Here is a 20,297-nt window from a genome sequence, read left to right as displayed (position 1 = left end):
TGTTACCGCCGACCAACCTGACGGCAGATCAGGATTACCGGCAGCAGGCCGACTGCCAGAATGACCAGTGAGGGCACGGCGGCACCCTCAAGCCTCTCATCCGAGGCAAGCCTGTATGCCTGTACGGCCAGTGTGTCGAAGTTGAACGGGCGCATGATCAGGGTGGCAGGCAATTCCTTCATTACGTCCACAAAGACGATCAACAGCGCAGTCAGCAGCGACGGTGTCAGAATGGGCAGGTGAACGCGCCGCAATGTTCCCAGCGGTGTTTGCCCCAACGACCGGGCCGCGGCATCCATATTGGCATGAACCGTGCTTTGCCCCCCTTCATATGCGCTGAGCGCGGCAGCAAGGAATCGCACCATGTAAGCGGCAACCAGCAACCAAATCGAGCCTGTAACCAACAACCCAGTCGATACATCGAAGGTCTGCCGCATCCAGGCATCCAGCGCGTTGTCAAAGCTGGCGAAAGGTACAATCAAGCCGACTGCGATGACGCCACCGGGCACGGCATATCCCAGCCGCGCCATGTAGGCCGTCGCAGACGACGCGCGCCCGGGTCTCAGACGTTGAAAGAACCCGACACAGATCGCCGCAAAGACAGTGACGACCGCGGCCGTGCCGGCAAGGGTCAGCGAGTTCTGGATGAAACCGATATAGCGCCGCGACAGCAGGTTCTGTTCCGATTCCAAACCCATCTCGACCAGTATGATAACGGGCAGCAGAAACCCGAAGATAACGGGTATCGTACATAACAAGAATGCCGCGACGGCGCGAAGACCGGTCAGATCTTCCGCCGGTTGGGCAGCATGTTTCTTTCCTGCCTGATAGTATTTTGCCTTACCGCGTTGGGTGCGCTCGGCCACAGCCATGATCAGTGCAAAGACAAGCAGGCACCACGCCAGCTGCGCCGCCGCCGCTCGGTCGGCCATGGAAAACCAGCTGGTGTAGATCCCGGTCGCAAAGGTCTGCACACCGAAATACGACACGGTTCCGAAATCGGCGATGGTTTCCATGATGGCCAGAAGCACGCCACCGGCGATTGCCGGGCGCGCCATCGGCAGCGAGACGCGCCGAAACGCCAGCCATGGGTTGTTGCCCAGCGCCCGCGCCGCCAGAAACGCCGTAGCACTTTGTTGCAGGAACGCAGCCCGTGCCAGCAGGTAGACATAGGGGTAAAGCACCAGAATCAGCATCACCGCCGCGCCCCCGGTCGAGCGGATTTCAGGGAACCAGTAGTCGCGCGGCCCCCAGCCCGTTACATCTCGCAAGGTGCTTTGAACAATACCCGGATGATCCAGAATAAAGGTGTACGCATAGGCGAGCACATACGCAGGAAAGGCCAACGGCAAGACCAGCGCGATCTCAAGGATCCTGACACCGGGAAAGCGGGTCATCGTCACCAACCAGGCAGCGCCCGTGCCGATACTGAACGTACCCGACGCAACCAGAACCACAAGGATCAGGGTCGTCACGGTATAGCCGGGCAACACCGTGTCCATCAGGTGCGAGATCGTATCTGTTCCGCCGGTCACCGCTGCCAAGACCACGGCCACCATGGGCAGCAGGCACGCGGCAGCCACAAGATAGGCGACAGCGGCCAACAGCCGTGTGCCGCGTACACCGCGATTGCGTGATCCGTTTTCTGAATAGTCGATCTGGGCCATCATCCCGGCTTTTGATTGGCAAAGGCTTAGGGTCTGCCTTTAATCGACCAAAATGCTCGGAAACACCAGTGCGTCGGTCAACAAATCTGCGACACAAACTGCCGCAGACCTGATTTTCACTGCTATTCGTAGACGCGCTGATCCTCAATCACCAGCCCGTCTTTGGGCAGCGAGCCGGGGGCGACGACTTCGATTGCGCCTTTCAGTTTCAGCACTTCGGCCACCGATCTGGCATATGCCGTATCATCCCCGCCTGTGCTTTCGATCTGGACAGTCATCGAATCCATCTCGCCCTGACGGGTGGCAATGACTCGAGCCTTGACGATCTCTTCATGCTTGTCGACCAAAGCGGCAACCTGTTCCGGACGCACGAACATACCTTTGATCTTGGTTGTCTGATCTGCACGCCCCATCCAACCCTTGATCCGGGTGTTCGTGCGACCGCAAGGAGAAATTCCCGGCATCACGGCGGACAGGTCGCCCGTCGCAAAGCGGATCAGCGGGTAATCGGGGTTGAGTGAGGTTACCACGACCTCACCCACCTCACCCGGCGCCACCGGAGTTCCGGTTCCCGGTGTAACAATCTCGACAATCACGTGCTCGTCGATGATCATCCCGTCGATCGCGGCGCTTTCATAAGCAATATTGCCCAGATCCGCTGTCGCGTAACATTGCAGGCACGAGATACCCCGATCGGCATATTCCTGTCGCAAAGACGGGAACAAAGCGCCTCCGCCAACGGCGGCTTTCGAGAAATGCAGTGAAACGCCCATCTCGTCGGCTTTGTCCAGAATGACTTTCAGGTAATCCGGCGTGCCTGCATAGGCCGTACAGCCAACGTCGCGGGCGGCAGTCACCTGCAACTCGGTTTGTCCGGTTCCTGCGGGCAGAACAGCCGCGCCAACAGCGCGTGCGCCGTTTTCAAAAATCATACCGGCCGGGGTCAGGTGATACCCAAAACAGTTCTGGACGATGTCCCCTGCGCCAACACCCGCAGCATTCAGGAAACGGCCCATGCGCCACCAGTCGTGATCAGTGCTGCCCGGCTCATAGATCGGTCCGGGTGACTGGAACACATGATGGAAATGCCGCGCCGGTTTTACCGTAAATCCGCCAAACGGGGGGCGTTTGGCTTGTGCTCGGGTCAGATCCGATTTCCGCAGAACGGGCAATGTCGGCAAATCTTCTGCTGACATTACCTTATTAGTGTCTGATTCTGACAAATGCGACGCAAATCCAGGGGCCGACATCGCGCGTTTAATCTGCTCCACTAGTGCCCTGGCCTGATCCGAGGCGCGTTCGTCTGTCGAGCGTGTTTCGAGTGCGTCGAAATAGGTCATCGCCATATCCTCCATCCGCTCACAGCCACCTTTTGCGACGACGATAGGACCGCACATCGCGAAAGCTTTTGCGGCCCTCATCGGACATACCCAGGTAGAACTCTTTCACATCCGGGTTTTCGCGCAGGTCGGCTGCCGGGCCATCCATCACGACACGCCCGGATTCAAGAATGTAACCATAATGTGCAAAGCGCAGGGCGACGTTGGTGTTCTGCTCTGCCAGCAGAAAGGACACGCCCTCTTTTTCGTTGAGGTCCTTCACGATACTGAAAATCTCTTCGACCAGCTGCGGAGCAAGCCCCATTGAGGGTTCGTCCAGCAAAATCGTCTCGGGCCGCGACATCAACGCCCGCCCCATGGCAACCATCTGCTGTTCCCCACCCGATGTATAGCCTGCCTGCGACCGGCGGCGTTCCTTGAGCCGGGGAAAATATGCGTAAACCATCTCAAGATCCCGCTGGACCGCAGCAGCCCCGTCTTTTCGAGTATATGCGCCGGTCAGCAAGTTTTCCTCGACGGTCAAGTGCTCGAAACAGTGGCGGCCTTCCATCACCTGAATGACACCCTTTTCAACCAGATCGGCCGGATCGCTTTCATGCACGTTCTGGCCGCGATACTTGATCGAACCTTTGGTGACTTCTCCGCGTTCGGAATGCAGCAGGTTCGAAACGGCCTTGAGCGTGGTTGTCTTGCCCGCGCCATTGCCGCCCAGCAGTGCTGTGATGCCGCCCTTTGGAACGTTCAGGCTGACGCCTTTCAACACGAGGATCACGTGGTTGTAGATCACCTCGATATTATTGACCTCAAGCAGGGTTTCCGCCTGCACGTCAGTGGTTTGTGCCGCATCCAGCATCAGCGCGTTTCCTCATGCCTGCCCGTTCCGGGGCTGTTCGTGAGGAGCGGCAGGCGACCCGCCGCTCCGGTTGTCTGAACGCCCCGGATCACATCCGTGGCGCAACATGCCTTACTCGCAACGTGGCGAGATGCTGTTTTCGGTTGCGTAGGCACCGGAATCTTCATCGATCAACGCGCCGATAACTTCGGCATCTGTCGGTTTGAAGTCCTGTACCGGGTTCCAGGCGCCAGTCGCCGCATCCCACTGAACAACACCGACAAGGCCTGGGCCGCCGTGATTTTCGCAGGAAACCGAGAATTCAGGGCCGAACCCGGACATGCCAAGAGCTTCCATCTTGGCGTTGGTCATTTCCAATGCTTCCATGCCATCGCGCATCATCGATGCGTCGATATCAGCGGTTCCGTGCATCGCCTGCGCCGTTTTCACAGCCTCGGCTGCCAGCATGGCGGCATAAAGACCACGGTTGTACTGAACTGTACCCAGCTGATCGCCGGCACCTGCAGCCTTGCCCGAGTCAACGACGTACTTTTTCAGGTCGTCATAGACAGGATAGTCCATGCCAAGGCCAGTAAAGGTCAGCGCCTTGTAACCGGTCGCTTTTTCCCCAGCAGGCTGAACGTCGAATTCCGCGCCAGACCACCAGACACCGATGAAGTTTTCCATCGGGAAACGGATGTTGGCCGCTTCCTGAACCGCAACCTGGTTCATGACGCCCCAGCCCCACATGATGACATAGTCAGGCTTTTCGCGGCGAATTTGCAGCCATTGCGACTTCTGCTCCTGGCCCGGGTGATCAACCGGCAGCAAGGACAGCTCATACCCATGCTTTTCAGCCAGAGTTTCCAGCGTCCGGATCGGTTCCTTGCCATAGGCCGAGTTGTGATAGACCAGCGCAATCTTCTTGCCGCTCAGGTCACCGCCATTTTCATCCAGCAGATAGTTGATCGCACCGGACGCACCGTTCCAGTAGTTGGCCGGATAGTTGAACACATGGCTGAACACTTTGCCGTTCGCAGCCGAGGTCCGGCCATACCCCATCGTGTGCAGAGGAATGCCGTCGGCGGTCACTTTGGGGATCAGCTGATAGGTGATACCGGTCGACAGCGGCTGATACACCAGCGCGCCTTCACCTTTGGTGGATTCATAGCATTCCACGCCTTTTTCGGTGTTATACCCGGTTTCGCATTCGATCACGTTTGCTGGTACACCGCCAATGCCACCGTCCCGCTCGTTCAGAAGCGTGAAATAGTCGGCGTAACCGTCCGCGAATGGAATACCACCAGCCGCATAGGGCCCGGTTCGATAGCTGAGCGACGGGAACACAAGATCCGCCATCGCAGGTCCTGCCGCCATCAGGGCGCTCAGCGCCACAGTTGCCAGTTTCTTGTTCATCGGGTGTCTCCTCCCTTGATTGATCCGATATTGAGTTCGGGCTTGATCACCCGTCTTTATGATTGGGCCAGCCCTCAGTGCGGGAACGGCCAGAGTCTGAGTTTCTCTTTCGCCACGCGCCACAACTGTGCAAGACCGTGGGGTTCCAGGATAAGGAACATGATGATCAGCGCGCCCACGATCACCAGCTGAAGATGGGCAACGATATCGGTCGGCCAACCCAGAAGATCGACGCCAACCAGTTTGAGCAGAACCGGCAGCAGCACCAGGAAGGCCGCCCCGGCAAAAGACCCGAAAATCGATCCTAATCCGCCGATAATCACCATGAACAGCACCAGGAATGACTTCTGAATGCCGAATGCTTCGCCCACCTCGACCGCGCCGAGATAAACGGCAAAGAACAAGGCGCCTGCGATGCCCACAAAGAACGAGCTGACAGCGAAAGCGCTGATCTTGGCTTTCAGCGGGTTCACCCCGATGATTTCGGCGGCGATATCCATGTCGCGGATCGCCATCCATGTCCGCCCGGTCGTGCCACGGGTCAGGTTGCGCGCAATGATGGCGCTGAAGGCCAGGAAGATCAGGCAGAACAGGTATGTCGCCCAGGCCGGGGCGTTCGGACCCGAGATGATAATGCCGAACACATCACGTTCCGGCGCGTTGATCTGGCCCGAGGCCGAGTAGTTGTAGAACCACGGCACCCGGTTGAAGAGCCAGACCAGAAAGAACTGTGCCGCAAGCGTGGCCACCGCCAGATAGAACCCCTTGATCCGCAGGGAAGGCAGGCCAAACAAAACGCCTACAATCGCGGTAATGCCACCAGCCAGCAGGACATGAATGAACATGCTGACGTCTGGAAATGCGGTCATCAACTTGTAGCAGGCATAAGCACCCACCGCCATGAAACCGCCTGTACCAAGGCTGACCTGCCCGCAATAGCCCACAAGTATGTTCAATCCGATCGCCGCGATGGCATAGATCAGAAAGGGCAGCAGCAGGGCGTTTGCCCAATAGTCGTTGATGATGAACGGAATGATCCCAAACGCCACCGCCAGAACGACATAGTACCGGTACCGGTCGAACTTGATCGGGAAAGTCTGGCTGTCATCCACGTAGGAGGTTTTGAAATCTCCGGCCTCACGATAGAACATCTGTTACTTTCCCCATTCTTCCTGCGCCCGGTTACGGGTCGCGGCGTCCAGCTGGCTGGACCCTTTGGCATATCCGCTCGCCTCAGAGGCGCGCACGAGTTTCAGGTAGGCCAGAACGCCCATGATCAGCCCGGCAAAGGCCAGGATCGCGGCAATCGTCAACTGGCTGTCTGTCAGGTCATTCGAGGTCAGCGCGATATATCCAAAGGCCCAGAACCCCGCCCATGCGATCACGTTGATGATGGCGATGAGTTTGGTCATGCGTTACACCCTCTCGATGATCTTCTCGCCGAACAGACCCTGTGGTCTAAACACCAGAAAGATCAGCGCCAGCACATAGGCGAACCAGTTCTCGGTCGCGCCGCCGACCAGCGGGCCAATCGAGAATTCGAACAGTTTCTCGCCCACACCGATGATCAGTCCGCCGACGATGGCACCGGGGATCGAGGTGAACCCGCCCAGCATCAACACCGGCAGCGCCTTGAGTGCGATCAGTGACAGCGAGAACTGTACGCCCGATTTTGTGCCCCACATGATCCCCGCGACCAGCGCCACGAATCCGGCCACCGACCAGACCATGACCCAGATGAAGTTGAGCGAGATCCCGACCGAAAGTGCCGCCTGATGGTCATCCGCCACAGCGCGCATGGCCCGCCCCTGCTTTGTGTACTGGCTAAAGGCCACCAGCGCCGCCACCAGAAGCGCCGCGATCACGGTTGCCACGATGTCGAGGTTGTCGATGAAGAAACCATAGCCGAAGATGTTAAAGGTGACCTCGTCGATCCACAGGTTGATGCCCTGGGGCAGACCCACATCCAGCGTCTTGATCTCGGATCCCCACATCAGGTCGGCCACGCCTTCAAGGAAATAGGCCAGACCGATCGTGGCCATGAACAGGATGATCGGCTCCTGCCCAACCAGATGCCGCATGACAAAGCGCTGCACACACCAGGCCAACAGAACCATCACGCCCATTGTCAGGATGATCGCCAACAGGGCGGGGATGGTCCAGCCGAAGTTATAGACATGTGTGCCGAAGGTCGCGTTGATCAAATGCGCGAAAGGCACTTGCCCGTTCATGATCCCGACCAGTGTCATCGCCGCAAACAGGGCCATAACCCCTTGCGCGTAATTGAAAATTCCCGACGCCTTGTAGATCAGCACAAAGCCCAGCGCGACCAGCGCATAAAGCACCCCGGCCATCAGACCGTTAAGGATGACCTCCGTGGCAAAGATTAACTGCTCAGGCATATGTGCCTCCCCGGATATCTGCTTTGGTCTCAGTCATGGCTGACTCCCAGATAGGCGTCGATGACTTCCTGATTGTTGCGCACCTCGTCGGGCGTGCCGTCACCAATCTTCTTGCCGTAATCCATCACGACCACGCGGTCGCTCAGGTCCATCACCACGCCCATATCGTGTTCGATCAGGGCGATGGTGGTGCCGAATTCGTCATTCACGTCGAGGATAAAGCGGCTCATGTCCTCTTTCTCTTCAACGTTCATGCCCGCCATCGGTTCATCCAGCAGCAAGAGCTTTGGTTCTGCCGCCAGAGCACGCGCAAGTTCCACCCGCTTTTTCAACCCGTATGGAAGGCGCGACACGGGCGTTTTTCGGATGTGCTGGATTTCAAGGAAATCGATAATCTTCTCGACCGCCTCACGGTTTTCAACCTCTTCCGCCTCGGCCTTTCCCTTCCACCAGGCCTGCTGGAGGATGTTGGTCTGCATGAAATTCAAACGCCCTGTCATGACGTTGTCCAAAACGCTCATCCCCTCGAACAGGGCGATGTTCTGGAACGTCCGCGCGATCCCCTGCTGCGCCACCTCAAAGGGCCGCATCGCTGGGCGTTTTGATCCGTGGAACCAGACCTCGCCCTCCTGCGGGACATAGAACCCCGAGATGACGTTCAGCATCGATGATTTTCCGGCCCCGTTCGGCCCGATGATGGCGCGAATCTCACCCTCGCGAATATCGAACGAGATATCCTTGATCGCCACGACGCCGCCAAAGCGCAGAGTGATGTTCTTCATCTCCATCACCACGCCGCCGATCTTGCGACCGTCTTCGGTGACATATCCTTCGGCGTTATCCAGCATCAGTCACTCCCTGACTTGCGCAAAAACGGGATGGCGGACAGGGCGATGGCCGCAGGTCGCGCGGTGCTGTGGCGGCCCTCATTCCGCTGCCACCTTGTGCTGCGCAACCGGTACAACCGGCGCGTCCACGATTTTCAGCGTCGCGCTAATCGATCCCTTGCGCCCATCCTCATAGGTCACTTCGGTCGTGGTCGAGACGCTTTCGGACCCGTCGTAAAGCGCCGCAATGATGTCGTGGAACTTCTCTTCGACAAACCCGCGCCGAACTTTCCGGGTGCGGGTCATCTCACCATCATCAGCATCCAGTTCCTTGTGCAGCACCACAAAGCGATGCACCTGGCAACCGGACAGCATTTCATCAGCTGCTACCGATTTGTTGACCTCTTCCACATGCGCCTTGATCGTCTCTAACACACGCGGATGGCCCGCCAGTTCCTGATAGGACGCATAGGCCACGTTGTTGCGTTCCGCCCAGTTGCCGACCGCCGTCAGGTCAATATTGATGAAGGCCACACAGCGATCCTTGCCGTTTCCGAACAGAACGACCTCGAGAATATCGGGGTAGAACTTCAGCTTGTTCTCGACATATTTCGGCGCGAACATGGACCCGTCGGCCATTTTGCCCACGTCCTTGGCCCGGTCGATGATCCGCAGATGGCCCGAGCTTTCCTCGATGAACCCGGCATCACCCGTTGCCACCCAGCCTTCGGCATCTTTGGTTGATGCCGTGGAATCCGGGTTGTTGTAATATTCGACAAACACGCCGGGCGAGCGGTAGTGGATCTCGCCCTTGTCGTCGATCTTGATCTCAACATCCGGCGCGGGCACGCCAACCGTATCGGCCCGAACCTCACCATCCGGCTGCACGGTGATGAACACGGTTGCTTCGGTCTGACCGTAAAGCTGTTTCAGGTTAATGCCCAAAGATCGATAGAAATCAAAGATTTCCGGTCCGATCGCTTCACCCGCTGTATAGCCAACCCGGAACCGGCCATAGCCCAGCGTATCCTTGAGCGGCCCATAGACCAACAGGTTACCCAGCGCGTATTTCATCCGGTCGCCAAAGCCGACGGGTTTGCCATCCAGCAACTTGCCGCCCACCTTTTTGGCATGCGCCATGAAGTGATGGAACATGCGCTGCTTCAGCTTGCTCGCATCCTCCATCCGGATCATCACATTGGTCAGTTGGCTTTCAAACACGCGCGGCGGGGCGAAGAAATAGGTTGGCCCTATTTCGCGCAGATCGGTCATCATCGTGTCGGCGCTTTCCGGGCAGTTCACGCAGAACCCGCACCAATAGGCCTGACCGATGGAAAAGATGAAATCCCCAACCCATGCCATCGGAAGGTAGGAGAGGATATCTTCATCGCGGGTCAGATGGTCGAAGATCGCTGAATTCTTGGCGCTTTCGATCACGTTGCGGTTCGACAGAACCACCCCCTTGGGCTTGCCCGTTGTGCCCGAGGTATAGAGCATGACGCAGGTGTCGTTATAGGTGATCTCAGAGATGCGCTTGTCCAGCTCTGCATCAAACCGCTGATGTCCTGCCTGACCTTCGGCCATGAGGTCTTCCAGCGCGTTCATCTGACTGTGGTCGTATTTCCGCATCCCCCGCTTGTCGGTATAGAGGATGTGCTTGATCTGGTGCACTTTTTCCTGAATTTCGATGACCTTGTCGACCTGTTCCTGATCACCGCAGACGACATATTTCGCGCCGCAATGTTCCATCACATAGGTCATCTCTTCGGCGACTGCGTCCTGATACAGAGGCACCGGAATTGCACCGACCATCTGTGCCGCGACCATGGTCCAGTAATGCGCTGGCCGGTTGCGTCCGACCACGGCAATGTGGTCACCGCGCTCAACGCCAATTTCAAGAAATCCAAGGGCGAGAGCACGAACTTCCTTGGCCGCTTCAGCCCAGGTCCAGCATTGCCAGATCCCAAATTCTTTTTCCCGATAGGCCGGGGCATCCCCGAACTGGGTCGCGTTGCGGTGTAGAAGCGCCGGAAGGGAGTGCAACCCTTCGGCGCCAGACTGCGTCTGAGCCAATCTTTTTCTCCTCCCCATCCGGCCTCCTCTAAGCCGGAAATGGCGGATCCGGGAAAGCCCCCGGATGCCAGTGCCCCGATTTGGGACACCCGCACGATCAGCGTCAAGTTTTGCCTGATGTTTTCTCAATTCTTACGAATTGTAACAGGTGCAGAAGGGTGATGTTACGTTTTGTACAATATGTACAAATGCAGACTGTTACGAGGAACCCGTTCGTACCACGCAATTACCGTACCAAACAGGTCCTGTGTGCAGCAGGGACGCCGGACCGGCAAACAGAATTCGACCTTCGGCAGGTTGGCGCGGTTACTGATACTTAGCTTTTAATGCTGCATTTTTAAAACGACCAACAGATGTTGAGCGCAACGTGTACAGCAACCCCAAAAGTTTCGTGTTCAAGGGCATTGTCTTATCGCGGTAAACGAGACTTGCCTCATAGGGCTTGTTGGCGTCGCAAAGTTCAATGATTTCACCTGCGGCCAAAAGCATCTCTTCCATCAAGGCTTCGGCGGCTTCCGCCTTGCTTGCCTCATCCTCTGAAATTGTTTTGTCTCTTTGGGACTTTCGGCGGAAATCCACGATGGCAGCAGGCACGTATTCAGTGACCCGATTTCTGAATCGCGTCATGTCAGAGCCATTGGCCTGAGTGCCGTCCGATTTGGTGTAGGAGTTGTAATCACCGTATAGGGCCAGGATCGTGCTCGTCTGGTGAAACAAAAGATCTTGCCGTGCAAAATCGAGTTCGACGTAGCGGTCAATTCGGGCCTGTTCTTCGATCATGACCGTTATCGCAGTCTTCGCATCATCTGCTTTGGCACTATGAACCGCCAAAACAAATAAGGCCAAAATCAAAGCAATCCTGGACCCCCAAAGCTTTCCAACTCGACTTGCAATCATAACGAGGTACTCCTTCACCATTGAGAAAGCACTCGAACACTACCACAAATCGGCAAATAAATCCGCCAAGCCGAAATTCGGGCCGTTAGCGCCTGACGCCTTTTGAGCCCCTACAACCAATCCCGCAGGATCGGGATCAGGGGCACATCCGCGGCCGGCATGGGGTAATTGCGCAGGTCATTTGCGCGGACCCATTTCAGCGCCTGCCCCTCTTTCGACTGTGGGATGCCCTGCCATTTGCGGCAGGCGAACAGAGGCATCAGCAGGTGGAAATCATCATAGCTGTGGCTGGCGAAGGTCAGGGGGGCAAGGCACGAGGCCCAGGTGTCGATGCCCAGTTCCTCGTGCAATTCGCGGATCAGGGCGGCCTCGGGGGTTTCGCCGGGCTCGATCTTGCCGCCGGGAAACTCCCAAAGACCGGCCATGGATTTGCCCTCGGGGCGTTGGGCCAACAGCACCCGGCCCTCGATGTCGATCAGGGCGACAGCAGAGACCAACACGGTTTTCACGAGCGGTAATCCGCGTTGATCTCGATATATCCGTGCGTCAGATCGCAGGTCCAGACGGTGGAATTGCCTTCGCCCAGGCCCAGATCAACGGCGATGACCAGATCCTGACCTTTCATATAAGCGGCAGCTGCGTCTTCGCTGTAATCGGGGCTGACCCAGCCTTTTTCGGCCACAAGGATGTCGCCGAAGGAAATGCTCAGCAGGTCGCGGTCCGCCGCGGCACCGGATTTACCGATGGCCATGACGATACGACCCCAGTTCGGGTCTTCGCCCGCGATGGCGGTTTTGACCAGCGGAGAGTTGGCGATGGCAAGGCCGTGGATCTTGGCGTCAGCGTCTGTTGCGGCCCCTTTTACGCGGATTTCGACGAATTTCGTGGCACCTTCGCCATCGCGCACCACTTGCTGGGCCAGATCCAGCATCACGGCTTCCAACGCCTCGGCGAAAGCCGCGTTGCCGGTGGCGTCCACACCCGAAGCGCCGGTGGCGCACAGCAGCAGGCTGTCCGAGGTGGATGTATCGCTGTCCACGGTGATGCAGTTGAACGTCCGGTCTGTCTGCGCGCTCAGCATCGCCTGCAACGCTGATTGTTCGACCTGCGCGTCGGTGAAGATATAGACCAGCATCGTCGCCATATCTGGCGCAATCATGCCCGAACCCTTTGCAATCCCCGCAATAGAGACTGTTTTGCCATCAATTTCGACCTGCGCCACGGCCCCTTTCGGGAAGGTGTCCGTGGTCATGATCGCGCGTGCAGCGTCTTCGATCGCGTGACGGCTGAGACCCGCCTTCAGCGTTTCAAGCTTGGCAATGATGCGGTCATGAGCCAGCGGCTCACCAATCACGCCGGTTGAGGAGGTAAAGACCCGCTCGACCGGAACACCAGTCGCCTTCGAGACGGCCTGCGTTACTTCGGCCACCGAGGTCTGACCATAATGCCCGGTAAAGGCATTGGCATTGCCCGAGTTCACCAGGATCGCCGCCGGGCCGTCACTGGGCCCGCCGATCTTGTCCTGACAATCCAGAACCGGTGCCGCCCGTGTGGCCGAACGGGTAAAGACCCCGGCCACAGATGTGCCCGGGTCCAGCACGGCCAGCATGACATCGGTGCGGCCCTGATATCGCACGCCCGCCGCGACGGTGGCAAACCGCACACCGTCAATTGCAGGCAAATCAGGGAAGGACGCTGGCGCCAGCGGCGAAACCTTGGTGATCTTGGCCACGGGGGTTACTCCTGAATCAGGTCCAGCTGGCGCAGGACTTCGGGTCCGGCACCTTCCAGAGCGGGGCGGTCGATCTGGGCCTGCTGTGTCAGTTCATCGATGCGCGCCTGAATGGCGTCCTGCTGAACGGTTTGTGCAAGCTCTTCGCGCACGGCGTCCAGCGCGGGCGCTTCGGTTTTGCGCTTGTCGTTCAGCTTGACCACATGCCAGCCAAACTGCGTCTGAACCGGATCGGACACCTGCCCTTTTTCAAGCGCGACCACGGCTGTTTCGAACTCCGGTACCATCTGGCCCTTGCCGAACCAGCCCAGCGCGCCGCCATTGGGACCGGACGGACCGGTGGAGTGCTCGCGCGCGAGCTCGGCGAAATCGGCGCCGTCATCAAGCTGCGCCTTAAGGTCGTTGGCCTGTTCTTCGGTCTCGACCAGAATGTGGCTGGCATCGAATTCGTCCTCACCCGCGAAATCGTTGTACTGCGCGTCGTAGGCTGCCTGAATGGCCTCGTCCGTGACAACGGTATCGGTCAGGGCTGTGACGGTCTGAACCGCCAGAAGTGAGCGTTCTTCATTTTTCAGCCGCAGCGTGTTCAGTTTGTTCAGCCCATCCTGCTGTTGCCCCAGCAATTGCTGCTGGATCAGCTGTTCCAGTACGAAGTCGAACAATACATCATCTTCGGCCTGCTGGTATTGCGGCGGCAGGGCGGCAACGGTTGCGATCACGTGACCCAAAGTGATCTCATCCCCGTTCACACGCGCCACCACGGTGGATGCATCCGGCTGGGTTTCGGCGGCCAGCGGCAAGGCCATCATGGCGGTCAGAGCCAGCGATGGCAGAAAAGTGAGGCCTTTGGGCATTGAATCATCCTATTTCCTTGCCGCGGCAGGGCGCAGCGTTGACACTCTGGAACCTGCCGCTTACATCGCTTTGAAGCCTTGGACAGGGCCGCCTTTCACCCCCCGTATCTATGGGTTGCGCGCAAGGTGGGCAAGCCTGTCAAAAACCAAGACAAGAACAGATCCGCTGGAGTGAACATGCTGGGACTCGGAACGCTCGCCAAAAAGGTGTTCGGAACACCGAACGACCGCAAGATCAAGGCGACCCGCCCCCTGATCGAAAAGATCAACGCGCTGGAACCCGAGTTCGAGAAGCTGTCCGATCAGGACCTGATCGACAAGACAGAAGACCTGCGCAAACGCGCGCTGGATGGCGAAAGCCTTGACGATCTGCTGCCCGAAGCCTTTGCCAACGTGCGCGAAGGTGCCCGCCGCGCGCTGGGGCTGCGCGCCTTTGACGTGCAGCTGATGGGCGGTGTGTTCCTGCATCAGGGCAACATCTCGGAAATGAAGACGGGTGAGGGCAAGACACTGGTCGCGACCTTCCCGGCGTATCTGAACGCGCTGACCGGCAAGGGCGTGCATGTGGTCACGGTGAACGAATACCTGGCCAAGCGCGACGCGGAATGGATGGGCAAGGTGTTTGCTGCCGTGGGCATGACCACCGGCGTGATCTGGTCGGGCCAGCCCGATGCAGAGAAACTGGCCGCCTATAAATGCGACATCACCTATGCCACCAACAACGAGCTGGGTTTTGACTATCTGCGCGACAACATGAAGGCCGATCTGGAGCAGGTTTACCAGAAGCACCACAATTTCGCGATCGTGGACGAGGTCGATTCGATCCTGATCGACGAGGCGCGGACGCCGCTGATCATCTCGGGCCCGGCACAGGACCGCTCGAACCTGTATACAGCCATCGATGCGCTGATCCCGAGCCTGACCGACGAACACTACACGTTGGACGAAAAGGCCCGCAACGTGACCTTCACGGATGAGGGCAACGAGTTTCTGGAGCAGCAGCTGTTGGCTGCCGGTTTGATTCCCGAAGGCCATTCGCTGTATGACCCGGAAAGCACGACCGTTGTGCATCACGTGAATCAGGGTCTGCGCGCGCACAAGCTGTTCCAGCGCGACAAGGATTACATCGTGCGCGACGGCAATGTCGTTCTGATCGACGAGTTTACCGGCCGCATGATGCCGGGCCGCCGCCTGTCCGAGGGTCTGCACCAGGCCATCGAAGCCAAGGAAAACGTGCAGATTCAGCCCGAGAACGTGACGCTGGCCAGCGTGACCTTCCAGAACTATTTCCGCCTATACGAAAAGCTGGGCGGCATGACCGGGACCGCCCTGACCGAGGCCGAGGAATTTGCCGAGATTTACGGCCTGGGCGTGGTCGAGGTTCCGACCAACAAGCCGATTGCCCGTGTGGACGAGGACGATCAGGTCTATCGCACCGCCATGGAAAAATACGGCGCGATGATCGAAGAAACCAAGAAGGCGCAGGAAACGGGCCAGCCGGTCCTGCTGGGCACGACCTCGATCGAGAAATCGGAACTGCTGAGCCAGATGCTAACCAAGGAAGGCATCGCGCATAATGTTCTGAACGCCCGCCAGCACGAGCAGGAGGCGCAGATCGTTGCCGATGCCGGCCGTCTGGGCGCGGTGACCATCGCCACCAACATGGCCGGTCGCGGTACAGACATTCAGCTGGGCGGCAATGTCGAAATGAAGGTGCTGCAAGCGATGGCGGACAACCCCGAGGCTGATCCGTCAGACCTGCGTGCCGCAGAAGAAGCACGCCACGCGGAAGAAAAAGAAAAGGTTCTGGCCGCAGGAGGCCTTTATGTGATGGCGTCCGAACGCCACGAAAGTCGCCGCATCGACAACCAGCTGCGCGGCCGTTCGGGCCGTCAGGGCGATCCGGGCCGTACCGTGTTCTACCTGAGCCTTGAAGACGACCTGATGCGCATCTTTGGCTCGGAACGGCTGGACAAGGTGCTGACCACGCTGGGCATGAAAGAAGGCGAGGCAATCATTCACCCCTGGGTGAACAAGTCGCTGGAACGCGCGCAGTCCAAGGTCGAGGGCCGCAACTTCGACATGCGCAAGAACGTTCTGAAATTCGACGACGTGATGAACGATCAGCGCAAGGTGATCTTTAGCCAGCGCCGCGAAATCATGTCGGCCAATGACCTGTCCGAGATCGTCTCGGATATGCGCGAGCAGGTGATTGACGATCTCATTGACGAATACATGCCGCCGAAATCCTATGCGGATCAGTGGGATACCGACGGTCTGCATGCGGCGATCAAGGACAAGCTGACCATCGACGCCCCGGTTCAGGACTGGGCTGCCGAAGAAGGCGTGGATGATGAGCAAGTGCGGGAGCGCTTGGTTAAGGCCGCAGATGAGATGATGGCCCAGAAGGCGGTTGCCTTTGGTCCCGAAAACATGCGCAACATCGAAAAGCAGGTGCTGTTGCAGACCATCGATGCCAAATGGCGCGAGCATCTGCTGACGCTGGAACACTTGCGCTCGGTCGTGGGTTTCCGCGGCTATGCCCAGCGCGATCCGCTGAACGAATACAAAAACGAAAGCTTCCAGCTGTTCGAAACCATGCTGGACGGTTTGCGGGAAACCGTGACACAGCAATTGTCGCGCGTGCGGCCACTGACCGAAGAAGAGCAGAAGGAAATGCTGGCGCAGATGGCGGCGCAACAGGCGCAGGCACAACAGGCCGTGGACAAAGCCGCAAGCCAAGCCGAGGCCAAGGCCGAAGCGGCGGCGTCAGGCGATGCCCTGCCGGGGTTTGATGAGGGCGATCCGTCAACCTGGGGTAACCCGTCGCGAAACGACCTGTGCCCCTGCGGATCCGGAAAGAAGTTCAAACACTGCCACGGCAGATTGACCTAACGTTAACACCCTTTCATCACAATGAGTCCGTCTCGCGGCCACAAATTGGCCGCGATTGGTGGCGAGAGTGCAAGCTGCTCCTTCAACTGGGGAGGGTGTCTTGTTTGTAGTTCGCAACTACGTAACCATGTGCGGAACGGTCGCTTGTGCCTTGGGCATAGGCTATCTGATGCAGAACGGACCGGCTGCGCAGCAGAACCGCGCGCAGGGCGGTGTTGATGTGGCCTCCGTTGCCGATCAGTCTTCGATTCTGTCGGGGCTGGACGGTATCGTGCTGACGTCGGCTACAGTATCAGATGCCGATCCGGTCAATGTCACACCGGCACCCCGCGCTGTACCCGCTGTCCCCAGAACATCGAATTGCAGGATCAGCGCGCACGCGACCGCAGCGCCCGGTGCCTTGGCGCACCTGTCGCTGAAAGCGCCGTGCCACAAGAATGAGCAGATTGAAATTCACCATAGCGGCCTCACTGTTAGCCAGATGACTGACGCCAGCGGCGCGCTGGATATGACGATCCCGGCCCTTTCGGAATATGCGATTTTCCTGTTTTCCTTCGAAGATGAAACAGGCACCGTCGCCACCACTCATGTCCCCGAAATCGCCGGTTTTGATCGTGTTGTCCTGCAATGGCAGGGTGATACCGAGTTGCAGATTCACGCGCTGGAATTTGGCGCCAGCTATGGCGCGGATGGCCATGTCTGGGATGACGCATCTGCCGAAGGCGCCGGTAAGGTTATGCGCTTGGGTCAATCCGATTCCGGGATTACTCAGAATGTCGAAGTGTATTCTTTCCCGGCCAGCACTTCGGATCAGTCGGGCACGATTGACCTGACCGTCGAGGCCGAAGTGACCGATGCAAACTGCGGCCACACGCTGAACGTGCAGTCGCTGGAGCTGTTGTCGGACCGCCGCCTGCGGTCGCGCGACATGTCCGTGACCTTGCCGGATTGTTCGCGCTCGGGCGAGTTTCTGGTGTTGAATAATCTGCTCTCAGACCTGACAATCGCGGCAAAGTAATCCGCAGGCAGGCTTGAACCTCTTATGACATTTTTCCGTGTGGCGGTGGCTGCGCTGTTTTCCGTGACGGTGGCGACCGGTGCTTTTGGGCAGGACATCACGTTGACCTCGCATGATGGCAAGGTCGAAGTGACAGGCAATCTGCTGAGCTTTGACGGTGAGTTTTATCGCGTCGATACGCAATTCGGGACGTTGACCGTGGATGGTTCCGGCGTCACATGCGAGGGACCCGCCTGCCCCAACCTGATCGATTTCGTCGCCGAAGTGCAGTTTTCCGGATCATCGGTGATGGCCGAAACGGTGCTGCCCGCCCTGATCATCGGCTTTGCCCGTCAGGAAGACCTGACCGCGACCCCCGCCCGCGTGGATGAGGACACCTTTGTTTACGAGTTGCATCAGGCAGGCCGGTCGGCGCCGCTTGCGCGGTTTTTCTTTGACGTGGGCACAACGGATCGCGGGTTCAGCGACCTGATCGCAGACCGGGCGGATATCGTGATGGCCCTGCGCGAGATGCGCGAGGCCGAGCGGGAGGCTGCCGAAGCTGCGGGGTTGGGTGATCTGAAACGCTCGCGGCGATCACGGGTCATTGCACTGGATGCCATGGTCCCGGTCGTGGCCCCCGACAGCGTGATGCGACAGGTTTCGCTCGCGGATCTGGCCCGCATTCTGTCCGGCGAGGTCAGCAACTGGGCGCAGCTGGGTGGGCCGGATGCCCCTATTGCACTGCATGTGCCAGAGGCCGGGTCGGGTCTGGCGCAGGCGGTCGAGGATCAGGTTCTGAAAACCGCCGGTGTGGTGCTGACCGATACGGCGATCCGCCACAATCGCATACATGACCTGACCGCGGCTGTGGCAAAGGATCCGTTTTCCATCGGTATCGCCAGCAAGGCATCGGCCCATGGCACCCGCGCTGTGCCTTTGACTGGCGGGTGCGGGCATCCTCTGGCCGCGACCCGCCAGTCAATCAAGACCGAAGATTACCCGCTGAATATGCCCATGTTCCTGTATCTGCCGGAACGCCGCCTGCCCCGGATTGCGCGACAGTTTCTGGCCTATAGCCAAAGCCCCGAGGCACAGGTGGCGATACGTGACGCAGGATATGTGGATCAATCTGCTGAAACCCTGCCGGTTGGCGTGCAGGGGGACCGGCTTGCCAATGCGGTCGTCACCGGCGGAACTGAGGTCGGACTGGAGGAGTTGCAGCGCATGATCGAAACCTTGCGCCCGCTGTCGCGCCTGTCCCTGTCGGTCCGGTTCGAACCCGGATCGTCCCGCCCGGACGCGCAGTCGCGCGCCAATATTCAGCAACTGGCGCAAATGCTGGACGCGGGTACGTTGCAGGCGCGCAAGGTGGTGTTTGCAGGCTTCAGCGATGGGGACGGGGGTGCCGTTTCAAATGCCCGCATCGCCCTACGGCGCGCGCAAACCGTGCGAAACGCGGTTATCGCCGCGCTTGAAGCCCCGATCCCTGATAGTATCACGGTCACCGCCGAAGGATTTGGTGAAGCGATGCCCATGGCCTGCGATGACACCGAATGGGGTCGCAAGGTCAACCGGCGGGTCGAGATTTGGGTGCAGTAGCCGCTAGAGATACCCTTCGGAACGAAAGCTGAGCTCGGTCGATTTGCCGATGATCAGGTGGTCATGCAGGGTCAGCCCCAGGGCGGAGCAGGCATCCTGAATGCGGTTGGTCATGTCGATATCTGACTGTGACGGCGTTGGATCGCCCGAAGGATGGTTGTGCACCAATATCAGGGCCGAGGCATTCAGTTCCAACGCCCGTTTCGCCACTTCGCGCGGATAGACCGGCACGTGATCCACGGTGCCTTTGGCCTGTTCCTCATCCGCGATCAGGACGTTCTTGCGATCCAGATAGAAAACGCGAAATTGCTCGGTCTCGCGATGCGCCATTGTCGTGTGGCAATAATCCAGCAGCGCGTCCCAGCTGGATATTACGTGTCGTTGCATCACCCGCGCCCGTGCCATCCGATGCGCGCAGGCTTCGAGGATTTTCAAATCGGTGATGACCGTATCACCAACGCCCTTGATCTGCCGCAGCCGTTCTTCGGGTGCTGTCAACACACGGTTGAAATCGCCAAAGGCATTCATCAATGCCCGCGCCAATGGTTTCACATCCTGCCGAGGGATGGACCGGAACAAAACCAGTTCCAGCAACTCATAATCCGGGATCGCTGCGGATCCGCCCGCCATGAACCGTTCGCGCAGCCGCTTGCGATGGTCTTTGATGTAGGAGGGTAACCGACCATTCGGCAGCGGCTGCGCTGGCGCTTCGTCCGTATCAAACAGCATGGGGGCTTCGGCAAAGGCGTCCTGTGTCATGCGT

17 protein-coding genes are annotated in these 20,297 nt (G+C 58.6%); 3 read left to right on the top strand and 14 right to left on the bottom strand.

Going from position 1 to position 20,297, the window contains the following annotated elements; genetic code table 11:
- Positions 1 to 2 precede the first annotated feature (2 nt).
- The 13 genes from ACR0BK_RS08650 to ACR0BK_RS08590 all read right to left on the bottom strand — a co-directional run bounded on the left by ACR0BK_RS08650 (position 3) and on the right by ACR0BK_RS08590 (position 14,040).
- Positions 3 to 1,667, bottom strand: a complete 1,665-nt coding sequence (locus tag ACR0BK_RS08650; RefSeq protein ID WP_480554339.1) for an ABC transporter permease — start codon at positions 1,665 to 1,667, stop codon at positions 3 to 5.
- Positions 1,668 to 1,789: 122 nt separating this feature from the next.
- Complete coding sequence (locus ACR0BK_RS08645) at positions 1,790 to 3,007, bottom strand: phenylacetate--CoA ligase family protein (protein WP_480554338.1); 1,218 nt, start codon at positions 3,005 to 3,007, stop codon at positions 1,790 to 1,792.
- Positions 3,008 to 3,026: 19 nt separating this feature from the next.
- Positions 3,027 to 3,860, bottom strand: a complete 834-nt coding sequence (locus ACR0BK_RS08640; protein ID WP_480474334.1) for an ABC transporter ATP-binding protein — start codon at positions 3,858 to 3,860, stop codon at positions 3,027 to 3,029.
- 111 nt (positions 3,861 to 3,971) lie between these two features.
- Positions 3,972 to 5,255, bottom strand: a complete 1,284-nt coding sequence (locus ACR0BK_RS08635) for an ABC transporter substrate-binding protein (RefSeq protein ID WP_480474335.1) — start codon at positions 5,253 to 5,255, stop codon at positions 3,972 to 3,974.
- A 74-nt stretch (positions 5,256 to 5,329) separates the two neighbouring features.
- On the bottom strand, positions 5,330 to 6,406 hold the full coding sequence (locus tag ACR0BK_RS08630; RefSeq protein WP_480554337.1) for a branched-chain amino acid ABC transporter permease: 1,077 nt from the start codon (positions 6,404 to 6,406) through the stop codon (positions 5,330 to 5,332).
- Positions 6,407 to 6,409: 3 nt separating this feature from the next.
- Positions 6,410 to 6,667 carry a hypothetical protein gene (locus ACR0BK_RS08625; protein ID WP_209506939.1) on the bottom strand — a complete coding sequence of 86 codons (258 nt, stop codon included), beginning with the start codon at positions 6,665 to 6,667 and terminating at the stop codon, positions 6,410 to 6,412.
- 3 nt (positions 6,668 to 6,670) lie between these two features.
- Positions 6,671 to 7,657, bottom strand: a complete 987-nt coding sequence (locus ACR0BK_RS08620; protein ID WP_480474339.1) for a branched-chain amino acid ABC transporter permease — start codon at positions 7,655 to 7,657, stop codon at positions 6,671 to 6,673.
- Positions 7,658 to 7,686: 29 nt separating this feature from the next.
- Positions 7,687 to 8,505 carry an ABC transporter ATP-binding protein gene (locus ACR0BK_RS08615; protein WP_480474340.1) on the bottom strand — a complete coding sequence of 273 codons (819 nt, stop codon included), beginning with the start codon at positions 8,503 to 8,505 and terminating at the stop codon, positions 7,687 to 7,689.
- A 78-nt stretch (positions 8,506 to 8,583) separates the two neighbouring features.
- On the bottom strand, positions 8,584 to 10,575 hold the full coding sequence (locus ACR0BK_RS08610; RefSeq protein ID WP_480554336.1) for an AMP-binding protein: 1,992 nt from the start codon (positions 10,573 to 10,575) through the stop codon (positions 8,584 to 8,586).
- A 288-nt stretch (positions 10,576 to 10,863) separates the two neighbouring features.
- Positions 10,864 to 11,475 carry a hypothetical protein gene (locus tag ACR0BK_RS08605; RefSeq protein ID WP_480554335.1) on the bottom strand — a complete coding sequence of 204 codons (612 nt, stop codon included), beginning with the start codon at positions 11,473 to 11,475 and terminating at the stop codon, positions 10,864 to 10,866.
- Positions 11,476 to 11,564: 89 nt separating this feature from the next.
- The gene (mutT, locus tag ACR0BK_RS08600; protein WP_267363933.1) at positions 11,565 to 11,963 is read right to left on the bottom strand and encodes an 8-oxo-dGTP diphosphatase MutT; all 399 of its coding nucleotides are present in this window, start codon (positions 11,961 to 11,963) and stop codon (positions 11,565 to 11,567) included.
- Entirely contained in the window at positions 11,960 to 13,186 is a 1,227-nt protein-coding gene (argJ, locus tag ACR0BK_RS08595) for a bifunctional glutamate N-acetyltransferase/amino-acid acetyltransferase ArgJ (RefSeq protein ID WP_480493997.1), read from the bottom strand. The genes mutT and argJ overlap by 4 nt, the downstream gene beginning before the upstream one ends.
- Before the next feature lie 5 nt (positions 13,187 to 13,191).
- Complete coding sequence (locus ACR0BK_RS08590; RefSeq protein WP_267363935.1) at positions 13,192 to 14,040, bottom strand: peptidylprolyl isomerase; 849 nt, start codon at positions 14,038 to 14,040, stop codon at positions 13,192 to 13,194.
- A gap of 177 nt (positions 14,041 to 14,217) precedes the next feature.
- On the opposite strand from ACR0BK_RS08590, the gene secA reads away from it, so the two are divergent.
- The 3 genes from secA to ACR0BK_RS08575 all read left to right on the top strand — a co-directional run bounded on the left by secA (position 14,218) and on the right by ACR0BK_RS08575 (position 19,534).
- The gene (secA, locus tag ACR0BK_RS08585; RefSeq protein WP_480554334.1) at positions 14,218 to 16,935 is read left to right on the top strand and encodes a preprotein translocase subunit SecA; all 2,718 of its coding nucleotides are present in this window, start codon (positions 14,218 to 14,220) and stop codon (positions 16,933 to 16,935) included.
- A gap of 100 nt (positions 16,936 to 17,035) precedes the next feature.
- Positions 17,036 to 17,953 carry a hypothetical protein gene (locus ACR0BK_RS08580; protein ID WP_480554333.1) on the top strand — a complete coding sequence of 306 codons (918 nt, stop codon included), beginning with the start codon at positions 17,036 to 17,038 and terminating at the stop codon, positions 17,951 to 17,953.
- A gap of 24 nt (positions 17,954 to 17,977) precedes the next feature.
- Entirely contained in the window at positions 17,978 to 19,534 is a 1,557-nt protein-coding gene (locus ACR0BK_RS08575; RefSeq protein ID WP_480554332.1) for a phosphate ABC transporter substrate-binding/OmpA family protein, read from the top strand.
- Positions 19,535 to 19,537: 3 nt separating this feature from the next.
- Here ACR0BK_RS08575 and radC read toward each other — a convergent pair whose 3' ends face one another.
- Positions 19,538 to 20,293: a RadC family protein gene (gene radC, locus ACR0BK_RS08570; RefSeq protein WP_209506928.1), complete on the bottom strand. Its 756-nt coding sequence runs from the start codon at positions 20,291 to 20,293 to the stop codon at positions 19,538 to 19,540.
- Positions 20,294 to 20,297: the final 4 nt, after the last annotated feature.

This window comes from Ruegeria sp. AF1, from assembly GCF_056542125.1.
This window is presented reverse-complemented; position numbering and strand designations above follow the sequence as displayed.

Bases quoted from the DNA above. Each gene is read 5' to 3' on its own strand.
- ACR0BK_RS08625 (WP_209506939.1), bottom strand. From the start codon at position 6,667: ATGACCAAACTCATCGCCATCATCAACGTGATCGCATGGGCGGGGTTC.
- ACR0BK_RS08605 (WP_480554335.1), bottom strand. From the start codon at position 11,475: ATGGTGAAGGAGTACCTCGTTATGATTGCAAGTCGAGTTGGAAAGCTT.
- ACR0BK_RS08640 (WP_480474334.1), bottom strand. From the start codon at position 3,860: ATGCTGGATGCGGCACAAACCACTGACGTGCAGGCGGAAACCCTGCTT.
- ACR0BK_RS08635 (WP_480474335.1), bottom strand. From the start codon at position 5,255: ATGAACAAGAAACTGGCAACTGTGGCGCTGAGCGCCCTGATGGCGGCA.
- ACR0BK_RS08630 (WP_480554337.1), bottom strand. From the start codon at position 6,406: ATGTTCTATCGTGAGGCCGGAGATTTCAAAACCTCCTACGTGGATGAC.
- ACR0BK_RS08650 (WP_480554339.1), bottom strand. From the start codon at position 1,667: ATGGCCCAGATCGACTATTCAGAAAACGGATCACGCAATCGCGGTGTA.
- ACR0BK_RS08590 (WP_267363935.1), bottom strand. From the start codon at position 14,040: ATGCCCAAAGGCCTCACTTTTCTGCCATCGCTGGCTCTGACCGCCATG.
- ACR0BK_RS08620 (WP_480474339.1), bottom strand. From the start codon at position 7,657: ATGCCTGAGCAGTTAATCTTTGCCACGGAGGTCATCCTTAACGGTCTG.
- ACR0BK_RS08575 (WP_480554332.1), top strand. From the start codon at position 17,978: ATGACATTTTTCCGTGTGGCGGTGGCTGCGCTGTTTTCCGTGACGGTG.
- radC (WP_209506928.1), bottom strand. From the start codon at position 20,293: ATGACACAGGACGCCTTTGCCGAAGCCCCCATGCTGTTTGATACGGAC.
- ACR0BK_RS08610 (WP_480554336.1), bottom strand. From the start codon at position 10,575: ATGGGGAGGAGAAAAAGATTGGCTCAGACGCAGTCTGGCGCCGAAGGG.
- ACR0BK_RS08615 (WP_480474340.1), bottom strand. From the start codon at position 8,505: ATGCTGGATAACGCCGAAGGATATGTCACCGAAGACGGTCGCAAGATC.
- secA (WP_480554334.1), top strand. From the start codon at position 14,218: ATGCTGGGACTCGGAACGCTCGCCAAAAAGGTGTTCGGAACACCGAAC.
- ACR0BK_RS08645 (WP_480554338.1), bottom strand. From the start codon at position 3,007: ATGACCTATTTCGACGCACTCGAAACACGCTCGACAGACGAACGCGCC.